This window comes from Variovorax sp. 770b2 (assembly GCF_900115685.1).
Taxonomy (GTDB): Bacteria; Pseudomonadota; Gammaproteobacteria; order Burkholderiales; family Burkholderiaceae_C; genus Variovorax.
Window position 1 is genome coordinate 366,482 of record NZ_FOXJ01000002.1, and the last position, 12,040, is coordinate 378,521.

Sequence of the window (12,040 nt, forward strand, 5' to 3'; positions counted from 1 at the left end):
GCGTGCCTTTTCAGCCCTGCGGGCCGCGCTCACCCACGTAGATTTCGACGCGGCGGTTCTGCGCGCGGCCGGCGTCGGAGTTGTTGTCGGCCAGCGGCTCGTGCGAGCCGCGCCCTTCGATGCGGAAGGCCGCGGCGTTCACGCCGCGTGCGACCAGGTAGTCGCGCGTGCTGGTGGCACGGTCGACCGACAGCGGGTTGTTGATGGCGTCCGAGCCGGTGCTGTCGGTGTGGCCGATGATGCGCACCTCGGCATTCGGGTTGTTGCGCAGGCCGTTGGCGAACTGGTCGAGCACCGGTGCGAAGTTCGACTTGATGTTGGCACGGCCCACGTCGAACGACACGTCGCTCGGAATGGCCAGCTTCAGCTCGTTGTTCTGCGTTTGCGTGACGGCGATGCCCGTGCCTTGCGTGGCGGCTTCCATCTGGCGCTTCTGGTTTTCCATGCGCTGCGACCACAGGTAGCCGCCGAGCGCGCCGGCTGCCGCGCCGACCACTGCACCCGTGCCGATGGCACCGCGGTTGCCGCCGGTGGCCGAGCCGATGGCGGCGCCGCCCAATGCGCCGATGCCGGCGCCGATGCCGGTGTTGCGCTGCGTGTCGGTCATGCCGCCGGCGCAGCCGGACAGGACGATGGCGGTGGCGCAGGTGGCGAGTACGAACTTTTTCATGGAGATCCCTTTCGATGTTGAATCAAGCGGGCCAGAGCTTAGCCCCGGGAGAGTACGCGATGGTACGGGCTCAAGGCCCTACGGAAAATAAGAAAACCTTCGCCGTTCCGCATCTTTGCTGCGATGATTGCTACTAAAGTAATAGCGAACAGGTACTTCTCCGACATGTGCGCGCGGCCCGCGGCTACACAAGCAATTCACGGTTTGGGCGGCGGGTTCCGGTCATCGGCGGCGCGATCGGCTTCGACCTCGGCGTCGTCGTGCAATTCGCCCTTGCTGCGGCCGGAAAACATGGTCCACCAGATGATCAAGATGAACACGAATCCCGCGGCGAGGGCTTCAAGCAGAATCAAACCCATGAGAAATGGACTCCAGTGGCTGGTCGGGCTTGCGATCGTAGCAACGCTTGCCGGCTGTTCCGTCGGCCCCCGCGTGCCCGACGCCCCCACCCGCCCTTCCGCCACCCCGCCGCGCGACCTCGGGCCGCTGACCGGTTCGCTCGCGCACCCCAAGAGCCGCTGGGTGCCCGTCGGCTGGGCGGAGCTCCCGGGCTTCGGCGAAGACCCGCTGCACGAAGCGTGGATCGCGCTCCTGGCCAACTGCTCGCGCCCCAACGCCGCCTTCGCGCCGCTGTGCCGCGAGGTGCGCCAGCTGGCCATCGCGACCCCCGAAGAGCAGCGCCAGTGGATGACCGACCGGCTGCAGCCCTACCGCGTCGAATCGCTCGCGGGCCAGAGCGAAGGCAAGCTCACCAGCTACTACGAGCCGGTGTACGAAGCCTCGCGCATGCCGAACGCCACCTTCAACGTGCCCCTCTACCAGGCGCCGGACGGGCTGGTGCCCAAGCGCCCCTGGTACACGCGCCAGGAAATCGAGACCCTGCCCGAAGCCCAGGCGGCCCTGCGCGGCCGCGAGATCGCGTGGATGGCCGATCCCATCGATGCGCTCATGCTGCACATCCAGGGCTCGGGGCGCCTGCGCATCACCGAGGCCAACGGGTTCCAGCACACCGTGCGCGTGGCCTTCTCGGCCACCAACGAGCAGCCCTACCGCAGCGTGCAGCAGTGGCTCATGAGCCAGGGCGTGAGCAAGGTCGGCAAGTGGCCCGACGATACGAAGGCCTGGGCCGTGCAGAACCCGCAGCGCGTGTCGCAACTTTTGTGGAGCAATCCGCGCTACGTGTTCTTCCGCGAGGAAACGATGAGCGAGGTCGATGCCGCCTTCGGCCCGCGCGGTGCGCAGGGCGTGCCGCTCACGGCGGGGCGCTCGATCGCGGTCGACCGCGACAGCATTCCCTACGGCACGCCGGTGTGGCTCGCCTCGAGCGGGCCGGCGGCGCAGTTGCAGAAGCTGGTGGTGGCGCAGGACACCGGCAGCGCGATCCTGGGCGCAGTGCGCGCCGATTACTTCGCAGGCACGGGTCCCGATGCGGGCCGGTTCGCCGCGAGCATGAACCAGCCGCTGCGCCTGTGGGCGCTCTGGCCGAAGTAGCCCGCGCCCTTTTTCTCTTTCCGCTGGTGCGTGCGTCCTTGCAGGGCGCGCGGTGTCATCGCTTTGTCATGCGCGATGCACGGTTCCGTCACGGGCGCCTTTTAAGGTCCACGGTCTGACGGGAGGCTGACTTTTAGCCTCACCGCAACCACCCCACGATCTGCGGAAAACAAATGACTGAATCCACCAAGGCTCCCACCGCCTCCCGCCGCCACGTTCTCAGGCTGATGAGCGCGGCCCCGATGCTCCCGCTGGGCGGCGTCGCCTTCCTCACCGCCTGCGGTGGCGGTGGTGGCGGCGGCCAGGCATTCCCGCCCATCGCGCTGCCGCCCGCGCCCCCGCCGGTACCGCCCGCACCGGCCCCGGCCGTCAACTTCGTCTCGGCCGAGTTCAGCAGCATGGCCGCACCGTCGCTCGCGGACGCCGCCGCCATGGCCACCACCACGGTCGGCTCCACGCTCAAGGTGTCGTTCGACAACGGCAGCTCCACCGAATACAAGCTGGCCTACCAGCCCTTCTTCCTGACCGGCGACATGGTGTCCGACGGCAACGGCGGCAAGGTGCTCGCGGGCGGCTACGTCGACATCCAGAACAAGCCGATCGTCGATGCCTCCGTGGCCGGCAAGGAGCGCCAGTTCTTCTCGGACGCACCCGACGGCAGCTCGCTCCTGAGCCTGCCCAATGCCAACGTGCCCGGCGTCAAGGGCAAGCCGGTGTTCGCCGTCGTCCAGTTCGAATACACGACCAAGAACCAGAAGGGCGACAGCACCTACGGCCAACTGCCCTCGCCGATTGCCGTGCTCACGCTCGACCAGGACCAGGCCACCGGCAAGCTCGACCTGGTGAAGTACCACAACGTGGACATGTCCAGCGCCCACGGCCTGTGGATCACCTGCGGCGCGAGCCTCTCGCCCTGGGGCACGCACCTGTCCAGCGAAGAGTACGAGCCCGATGCCTTCACCGTCTCGACCAACGCGCAGTTCAAGGCCTACAGCAAGAACGTGTTCGGCAGCGAGACCACCGCCCGCGCCTACCACTACGGCCACCTGCCCGAAGTCACCGTGAACCCCGACGGCACCGGCAGCGTCAAGAAGCACTATTGCCTCGGCCGCATCTCGCACGAGCTGATCCAGGTGATGCCCGACAACCGCACCGCGCTCATGGGCGACGACTACACCAACGGCGGCCTCTTCATGTTCGTGGCCGACAAGGAGAAGGACCTCTCGGCCGGCACGCTGTACGTCGCCAAGGTCGGCACGGGCTTCTCGATCGACCCCGCCGCCGCCGGCGCCGAGCTGACCTGGATCAAGCTGGGCCACGCCACCAGCGCCGAGATCGAGACGCTGGCCAACACCATCGCCCCGACCGACATCATGGATGTGAAGTTCGTCGACCCGGTCGATCCGAGCTACACGAAGATCTTCGCCGACGGCGTCGCGCAGTGGGTCAAGCTCGTGGCCGGCATGGAGAAGGCGGCTGCGTTCCTGGAGACGCACCGCTACGCCAACTTGGTGGGCGCCAGCATGGCCTTCACCAAGATGGAAGGCACCACCGTCAACGCCAAGGACAAGGTCGCCTACTCGGCGCTGGCCAACATCCAGGACTCGATGGTCAAGAACGGCAAGGCCTGGCGCGCGGAGATGAACGTCTCGCTCGACAAGCTTCTGAAGGCCGGCGGCGTGCTGGCCCACTCGATGGCCGGCGGCAAGAAGGACATCGGCGGCACCGCGATCAACAGCGACTGGGTGCCCTTCTCGACCAAGGCGCTGATCGTGGGCGAGGACATCGCCGCCGACGCGCTGGGCAACACCGCCAACCCGGACAAGATCGCCAGCCCCGACAACATCAAGTTCTCGGAAAAGATGCGCACCCTGTTCATCGGCGAAGACAGCGGCAACCACGTGAACAACTTCCTGTGGGCCTACAACGTCGACACGAAGAAGCTCAGCCGCATCCTCTCGACCCCGGCCGGCGCCGAGTGCACGGGCCTGCACGCCGTGGACGAGATCAACGGCTGGACCTACATCATGAGCAACTTCCAGCACGCGGGCGAGTTCATCGGCACCACGGCGCAGGGCGTGAAGGACGCGGTCGGTCCGCTCATCAAGACCAACTACAAGGAAGGCTTCAGCGCCGTCGTCGGCTACCTCACGGCCGACCCGATCCAGCCGAAGCTCAAGAAGTAAGGCAGCCTCTCGGCCGATCAGGATTCAGGACGGCGCTGCTGGCAACGGCAGCGCCGTTTTGTATCTGACCTGCTTCAACGCGAAGCTCGAGCGGATCTTCTCGATGCCCGGAATCGGCGTGAGCTGCTCCATGATGAATCGCTCCAGCGCCGCCATGTCGGCCACGGCGATGCGGATGAGGTAGTCGCTGTCGCCCGTCATCAGGTAGCACTCCATCACCTCGTCGTGCTCGGCGATGCGCTGCTCGAAGTCGGCCAGCGACTGCTTGCTCTGCGTCGTGAGGCTGATCGAGATGAACACATTGAGCCCGAGGCCCAGCGCCTTCGCGCTCGCGAGCGCCACGTAGCGGTCGATCACGCCATGGGCTTCGAGCACCTTCACGCGCGCAAGACACGGCGAGGGCGACAGGTGCACGCGGCGCGCGAGTTCCACGTTCGACAGCGCGCCGTCGCGTTGCAGCTCGTCGAGAATGCGCAGGTCGATGGCATCGAGTTGCATGAAATGCTTCGAAATTGAGGGATGGCGGAATTTTATGCTGCGACGTCGGCGCGGGATTGCCGGCGCCGGTAGCTAATTTTCCGCATGCCGGCTTAAAGTGCCGTCATGAACGCCCCGATTTCAGCCGACCAGATGCGCGCCCTGCTGCTCGACAGCCCGATGTCGCACGATCCCGATCCCGCAGAGACCGCCGAATGGCGCGATGCCTTCCTGGCGCTCGCGCAGGCGCACGGTCCGCAGCGCGCGCGACAGATGCTGGTCGAACTGGCCCGCGTCGCACGCCAGCAGCGCATCGGCTGGCAGCCCGAACTGGCAACGCCGTACGTCAACACCATCGCCGCCGAAGACCAGCCGCCGTTCCCCGGCGACCTCGCGGTGGAAGAGCGCCTGGCTTCGCTGATGCGCTGGAACGCGCTCGCGATGGTGGCCAAGGCCAACCAGGCGTATGGCGAACTCGGCGGCCACATCGCGAGCTACGCGAGCGCGGCCGACCTGTTCGAGACCGGCTTCAACCACTTCTTCCACGCGCGCAGCGAGCAGCACCGCGGCGACCTCGTGTTCTTCCAGCCGCACAGCGCGCCGGGCGTCTATGCGCGGGCGTTCCTCGAAGGCCGCTTGAGCGAAGAAGACCTTGCGCACTACCGCCAGGAACTCACCGCGCCGGCCTTCACGCAAGGCCGCGGCGCGCGCGGCCTGAGCAGCTACCCGCATCCGTACCTGATGCCGGACTTCTGGCAGTTCCCCACCGGCTCGATGGGCATCGGCCCCATCAGCTCGATCTACCACGCGCGCTTCATGCGCTACCTCACGCACCGCAACCTCCTGAACTGCGAAGGGCGCAAGGTGTGGGGCGTGTTCGGCGACGGCGAGATGGACGAGCCCGAATCGATGAGCGCGCTCACGCTCGCCGCGCGCGAGAAGCTCGACAACCTCGTGTGGGTCGTCAACTGCAACCTGCAGCGCCTGGACGGCCCGGTGCGCGGCAACGGCCGCATCATCGACGAGCTCGAAAAGCTCTTCGCAGGGGCAGGATGGAACGTCGTCAAGCTCGTGTGGGGCAGCGACTGGGACGGCCTCTTCGCGCAGGACGTGAGCGGGGCATTGGCGCGCGTCTTCGCCAACACCGTCGACGGCCAGATGCAGACCTTCGCCGCGAAGGACGGCCGCTTCAACCGCGACAACTTCTTCGGCCAGAACCCCGAACTCGCACGCCTGGCCGAAGGCATGACCGACGAGCAGATCGACCGCCTGAAGCGCGGCGGCCACGACCTCGTGAAGATTCATGCGGCCTACGCCGCGGCGGCCAAGCACAAGGGCCAGCCCACCGTGATCCTCGCCCACACCAAGAAGGGCTACGGCATGGGCAGCGCCGCGCAGGGCAAGATGACCACGCACTCGCACAAGAAGATGGGCGACGTCGACCTGATCGAGTTCCGCGACCGCTTCAACCTGCCGCTCACCGATGCGCAGGCCACCGCGATGGACTTCTACCGCCCGGCCGAGGACAGCGCCGAGATGCGGTACCTGCGCCAGCACCGCGAAGCGCTCGGCGGCGCCATGCCGCGCCGCGAGACCGCGTGCGACGTCGTGCCCAAGCCCGACATCGCGAGCTACGCGCAGTTCGCGACCGCGGCCGCAGGCAAGGAGATGAGCACCACCATGGCGTTCGTCCGCATGCTGGGCAACCTCATGAAGGACAAGGCGCTGGGCCCGCGCATCGTGCCCATCGTGGCCGACGAGGCGCGCACCTTCGGCATGGCGAATCTGTTCAAGCAGGTGGGCATCTATTCGAGCGTGGGCCAGCGCTATGCGCCGGAGGACATCGGCTCGGTGCTGAGCTATCGCGAAGCCACCGACGGGCAGATCCTGGAAGAGGGCATCAGCGAAGCCGGCGCCATCGCGAGCTGGACGGCCGCGGCCACCAGCTACAGCGTGCACGGGCTGGCGATGCTGCCCTTCTACATCTACTACTCGATGTTCGGCTTCCAGCGCGTGGGCGATGCCATCTGGGCCGCGGCCGACCAGCGCGCGCGCGGCTTTCTGCTCGGCGCCACCTCGGGCCGCACCACGCTCGGCGGCGAAGGCCTGCAGCACCAGGACGGCAGCAGCCACCTGGTGGCCGCGACCATCCCGAACTGCAAGGCCTACGACCCGGCCTATGCGGGCGAGATGGCGGTGATCGTCGATGCGGGCATCCGCGAAATGATGGTCGAGCAGAAGGACGTTTTCTATTACGTCACGCTCATGAACGAGAACTACGCGCAGCCCGATGTGCCGGCGGGCGCGGAGGCCGACATCCTGCGCGGGTGCTATCGCTTCGGCACGTACGCACCGGCTTCAGGAAAGGCCAAGAAGAAGGTCACGCTGATGGGCTCGGGCGCGATCCTCACCGAGGTCGTGAAAGCCGCGCAGTTGCTGGCCGACGAAGGCATCGAGGCCGAGGTGTTCAGCGTCACGAGCTGGAGCGAGCTCGCGCGAGATGGCTTGGCTTGCGAGCAGCGCGCCATCGCCGGTGAAGAGGCCGGCGAAGAAGCCGGCGAAGCGTTCATCGCGCAGCAACTGGGCAAGGGCAAGGCGCCGATCGTCGCGGCCACCGACTACGTGCGCGCCGTGCCCGAGAGCGTGCGCGCCTTCCTCCCCGAAGGGCGCCGCTACCTCACGCTCGGCACCGACGGGTTCGGGCGCAGCGACACGCGCGCCGCGCTGCGCGCGTTCTTCGGCGTGGACGCGGCGAGCATCGCGCGGGCCGCGCGCTACGCGCTCGGCACCGCCTCCTGAGCTTCGGCGCGCCTCTGGCGCGTCAGTTGCGGCCCTTTTTTCCGGGCGAAATGCGAGTTGTGAAAAGGCGCGCGCCGTTTTCCATCAGAGGAAGAACGGTCCGCGGGCGCGTTCCGAACGCGAGTATCCAAAGCGAGTCTCCGCTCATATTATTTTCCTGACGACACAACGAACAGGAGTCACCATGAGCGTCGAGAAAATTGCATCCACACAGCGCATGCATGCAACCGCCGGCGCTGCGCATCCCTACGCGCAGCTGGTCGCCATGAAGCGCTGGGCCGATCGCGGCCTCTACGAAGCCGCGGACCGGAATCTCGGGAAGTTGAGTCCGCAGGACGCTGTCCTCATGCGCCGCGTCCTCGACCATATGCATGCGGTCGACCGGATCTTCCAGCACCACCTGCAAGGGTTGCCCCACACGTTCCGAGCGGCACGCTCTGAAGAACTGCCCGAGATCGGTGCGCTCGCGAACGGCACACGCGAAGTCGACGACTGGTATGTCGCTTACGTAGACGGCCTCGCGGCCGGCGACGCCGACGAGCCGGTCGATTTCGTCTTCACCAGCGGAAAGCCCGCGCGCATGACGCGGGGCGAAATCATCCTGCATGTGTGCCTGCACGGCAGCTACCACCGGGGCAATGCCGGGGCCCTTCTGCAACTGAGGGAAATGACGCCGAGCCGGGATGGAATCACCGACTTTCTCGAAGCCGAGCCCGTCCGGGCGCAGGCCTATTGCAGGTAGCCGACCACGAAGCGCGTGGTCTCGTCGGTGAGCTTCTTCAGTGCCTTGTCCGACAGCATCTCGGCGCGGTGCAACACCGCGGTGTGCGCCAGCGCTTCGATGGCCGTCACGCACATGAAGGCCGCGAGTTCGAGGTCGGTCACGCGAAGTTCGTCGCGGTGGGCCTGGAGATAGCCGACGAAAAAGGAATGGGTTTCGCGAACGAGGCCCACCGCGTTCTCGAAGCGGCCCGTGTGCGGAATCTGCTCCGCGAGGGCGCGGTGCAGCTTGGGATCGATGCGGTGCGCCTCGATGGCCACGGCAACGAGCCTGCGCACCGCCTTGGCCACCGGCTGCGTGGCGACCTCCACCATGGCACCGCGCACGAGCTGCGCAATCTCCTCGTTGTGTCGATCGATGACGGCCGCCACGAGCGCCTCCTTGCTGGGGAAGTACTGGTAGAGCGAGCCGACGCTGACGCCTGCCGCTTCGGCAATCCGGTTGGTGCTGGCCTTGTCGAAACCTTCCTTCACCAGGATGCGGGCCGTCGCTTCGACCAGTGCATCGACGGTCACTCTGGAGCGCTCCTGCGTGGCGTGTTTCCTGGGTCTGGTGATGGCCTTGCGTGGCATGTCGGCGTTCCTGAAGACGAATGAAAAAATGCGAGCCGTCGCTCATGCTAGCGCCTGCGACCCGCACGGGTCCGTCGATCCGTGCGGGCCCCGCGCGTGGGCGCCGGGATCAACTGCCGAACAGGAGCGGCAAGCTCGGCTTCATCGTCATCAAGGCCGCGACGACGCCGAAGAGGGCGATCACGCCCACGCGCGCAGCGAGGGCGGACTTCTCGCTGGCGAACGCCCCGATCTGCGCACCCGAAGCCTCGCGGCCGAGCGCCGATTCGACCCGCAGTTCCCAGGGGGCGACGAATCCGTGTCGCACCGCCACGGCCACCGCGATGACGGCGAATGCCGCCAGCAGCCACGGTGTCCACAGCGGCCAGCCGCCGAGGAACACCAGGACGATGCCGGCGAGCACCCCCAGGTTCAGCAGCAAGTGTGCCGAGCGGCCGGCGCGCAGCGCCATCCTCGCGGGTCGCCATTGGCCTTTGCGGGCCATGGCAAAAAGCAGCTCGCCGGCCATGAACGACAGAAGTGCCGCGAGCGTCGCGCCGGTGTGGATCATCAGGGCAGTCGTGTACAGCATCGGCGTATTCAGGCAGTGCCTGCCTCGCTGAAATGAGGACGGCCTTTGAATCGGGTTTCCATGCGTTCGATCTCCAGTCAAGTCGTTGAATGATTTGGGTGTCCAAAGAATACGAGCGTGCACTCGCATTCGTCTACTCGCATTCCTGAAACGCGCGGCACGCCATGCGAACCGGCCTTCGCGGGGACGTGAGGTGGGGTGCGGGCTCGCATTTCCGGTGCCCAATTCGCGGCGCTGCGCCAAGGCCGGCCTGTGAGCCGGCAAGGAGCGCGCAGTGTTCCTGCGGGTTTGCCCCGGCTGAACGAATGGGGTCTCAACTTGTATGATGACCTGACAAATCTGGATGGCTGCGCGGGATGGCGACACGCGACCTCGCTTCTTGCATTTGCCTCCTTTCTGCGCCTTGCGCACCGGAGGCGCTCCGCGAATTTCCTCCCCGGGGCAACGCCTGCAAAGCCGGTCCTCGCGGAACTCCCAACTGCGTGTTGTCCAATCTTTCAAAAATCCGATGGAGCCCGAGCCAATGAACCAAGACAACACCCCCGTCGTCGGCCTCGTGGGCCTTGGCGCCATGGGCAACGGCATGGCGCAATCGCTGCGCCGCGCGGGCCATGCGCCGCACGTGTTCGACGTGCGCCCCGGCGTCGCCGAAGCCTTCGCGCGCGATGGCGGCACGGCGTGCGACACACTGGCCGCGCTCGGCGCGCAGTGCGATATCGTGGTGAGCGTCGTCGTCAACGCGGCGCAGACCGAGTCGGTGCTGTTCGGCGACGGCACGACCCCCGGCTGCGCAGCGTCGATGAAGCGCGGCAGCCTCTTCGTGATGTGTTCCACCGTCGATCCGAACTGGTCCGTCGCGCTCGAGGCGCGCCTGGCCGCGCAGGGCCTCCTCTACCTGGACGCGCCGATCTCCGGCGGCGCCGCGAAGGCCGCGAGCGGCCAGATGACGATGATGACCGCCGGTACCCCCGCCGCCTACGCCCGGGCCGGCGCCTTGTTCGATGCGATGGCCGCGAAGGTCTACCGCCTGGGCGACTCGGCCGGCGCGGGCAGCAAGGTGAAGGTCATCAACCAGCTGCTGGCCGGCGTGCACATCGCCGCGGCCGCCGAGGCGATGGCGCTGGGCTTGCGCGAAGGGGTGGACCCGGACGCGCTCTACGAGGTCATCACGCACAGCGCGGGCAACAGCTGGATGTTCGAGAACCGCATGGCGCACGTGCTCGCGGGCGACTACACGCCGCTGTCGGCCGTCGACATCTTCGTGAAGGACCTGGGGCTCGTGCTCGACGTGGCGCGCGCGAGCAAGTTTCCGCTGCCGCTCTCGTCCACCGCGCACCAGATGTTCATGCAGGCATCGACCGCGGGCTTCGCGCGCGAGGACGACAGCGCGGTCATCAAGATCTTCCCGGGCATCGAACTGCCCGCCCCGAACAAGAAAGCCTGAAGAAGGAATCACCAGACCATGAACATCCTCATCACCGGCGGCTGCGGCTTTCTCGGCGCACGGCTCGCGCGCACACTGCTTGCGGGTGGCCCGCTCGCCTTGGCTGGCGGCGCGGCCAAGGAGATCACGCGCATCACGCTGGCAGACCGCGTGCCGCCGCCCGCCGACCTTGCAGCCGATGCGCGCATCCGGTTCGTGCAAGGCGACCTGTACGAGCAGGCCGCCAACGGCGCATTGCCGCTGGCCGACACCGATGCCGTGTTCCACCTCGCCGCCGCAGTGAGCGGCGAATGCGAGGCCGACTTCGACCTGGGCATGCGCAGCAACCTCGACACCACCCGCGCCCTGCTCGACGCCTGCCGCCGCGCGGGCCATGCACCGGTGTTCGTGTTCTCCAGCTCGGTCGCGGTGTTCGGCGATTCGCCCGAGCAGCGTCTGCCCGCGGTGATCGAAGACACCACGCTGCCCACGCCGCAGAACAGCTACGGCATCCAGAAATTCATCGGCGAACAGCTCGTGGCCGATTTCACGCGCAAGGGCTTCGTGCAGGGGCGCAACGTGCGGCTCATGACGGTGTCCGTGCGCCCCGGCCGGCCCAACGGCGCGGCCTCCAGCTTCCTGAGCGGCATGCTGCGCGAACCGTTGGCCGGGGAGCGTGCGCGTTGTCCCGTGGCGCCGGAAACGGCCGTCGCATTGGCCTCGCCCGGCAACACCGTCGCGGGCATCGTGCGCGCGGCCGCCGCGAGCGCCGCCGAGTGGGGTGCGCGTACCGCCATCAACCTGCCCGCGCTGACCACCACCGTGCGCGAGATGGCCGATGCGCTCGAACGCCTCGCGGGCAAGGACGCCACGGGTTTGATCGACTGGACGCCCGATGCGCAGGTTGCGAAGATCGTGACCAGCTGGCCGAGCCGCATCCACGCCGCGCGCGCCGAAGCGCTGGGCCTCGCGGCCGATGCGAGCTTCGATGCCATCCTGCGCGACTACGTGCGCGAGAACCCGCAGGCGGTGAAGCTGCCTGTTCTGCCTGTCGTTACCAAGGACTGATT

At 67.2% G+C, this 12,040-nt stretch carries 11 protein-coding genes; 6 read left to right on the top strand and 5 right to left on the bottom strand.

The features are described 5' to 3' along the window. Window positions 1-10: 10 nt before the first annotated feature. Window positions 11-670, bottom strand: coding sequence for a YiaD family glycine zipper/OmpA-like lipoprotein (locus BM133_RS17285; RefSeq protein WP_093436115.1), 660 nt, complete (start codon window positions 668-670; stop codon window positions 11-13). Between the two features lie 197 nt (window positions 671-867). Continuing rightward, entirely contained in the window at window positions 868-1,029 is a 162-nt protein-coding gene (locus BM133_RS35180; RefSeq protein WP_177224864.1) for a hypothetical protein, read from the bottom strand. On the opposite strand from BM133_RS35180, the gene BM133_RS17290 reads away from it, so the two are divergent. Beyond that, complete coding sequence (locus tag BM133_RS17290) at window positions 1,028-2,161, top strand: murein transglycosylase A (protein ID WP_093436117.1); 1,134 nt, start codon at window positions 1,028-1,030, stop codon at window positions 2,159-2,161. The two genes, BM133_RS35180 and BM133_RS17290, sit on opposite strands and share 2 nt — an antisense overlap. Window positions 2,162-2,334: 173 nt before the next feature. Further along, window positions 2,335-4,347 (top strand): PhoX family protein, encoded by a 2,013-nt coding sequence (locus BM133_RS17295; protein WP_093436120.1) that lies wholly within the window; start codon window positions 2,335-2,337, stop codon window positions 4,345-4,347. Window positions 4,348-4,371: 24 nt separating this feature from the next. Here BM133_RS17295 and BM133_RS17300 read toward each other — a convergent pair whose 3' ends face one another. Next, a complete protein-coding gene (locus BM133_RS17300; RefSeq protein WP_093436122.1) occupies window positions 4,372-4,845 on the bottom strand; it encodes an Lrp/AsnC family transcriptional regulator in 474 nt (157 codons plus the stop codon). Between the two features lie 105 nt (window positions 4,846-4,950). On the opposite strand from BM133_RS17300, the gene mdeB reads away from it, so the two are divergent. Next, entirely contained in the window at window positions 4,951-7,623 is a 2,673-nt protein-coding gene (gene mdeB / locus BM133_RS17305) for an alpha-ketoglutarate dehydrogenase (RefSeq protein ID WP_093436125.1), read from the top strand. 184 nt (window positions 7,624-7,807) lie between these two features. After that, the gene (locus BM133_RS17310) at window positions 7,808-8,365 is read left to right on the top strand and encodes a DinB family protein (protein WP_256219241.1); all 558 of its coding nucleotides are present in this window, start codon (window positions 7,808-7,810) and stop codon (window positions 8,363-8,365) included. Here BM133_RS17310 and BM133_RS17315 read toward each other — a convergent pair. Together BM133_RS17315 and BM133_RS17320 are read right to left on the bottom strand one after the other, a co-directional pair. After that, window positions 8,353-8,976 carry a TetR/AcrR family transcriptional regulator gene (locus tag BM133_RS17315; protein WP_093436127.1) on the bottom strand — a complete coding sequence of 208 codons (624 nt, stop codon included), beginning with the start codon at window positions 8,974-8,976 and terminating at the stop codon, window positions 8,353-8,355. The two genes, BM133_RS17310 and BM133_RS17315, sit on opposite strands and share 13 nt — an antisense overlap. 109 nt (window positions 8,977-9,085) lie before the next feature. Then, entirely contained in the window at window positions 9,086-9,547 is a 462-nt protein-coding gene (locus BM133_RS17320; protein WP_093436129.1) for a hypothetical protein, read from the bottom strand. A 523-nt stretch (window positions 9,548-10,070) separates the two neighbouring features. On the opposite strand from BM133_RS17320, the gene ltnD reads away from it, so the two are divergent. After that, complete coding sequence (ltnD, locus tag BM133_RS17325) at window positions 10,071-10,991, top strand: L-threonate dehydrogenase (protein WP_093436132.1); 921 nt, start codon at window positions 10,071-10,073, stop codon at window positions 10,989-10,991. An 18-nt stretch (window positions 10,992-11,009) separates the two neighbouring features. Next, window positions 11,010-12,038 (top strand): D-erythronate dehydrogenase, encoded by a 1,029-nt coding sequence (gene denD / locus BM133_RS17330; RefSeq protein WP_093436135.1) that lies wholly within the window; start codon window positions 11,010-11,012, stop codon window positions 12,036-12,038. Window positions 12,039-12,040 lie beyond the last annotated feature (2 nt).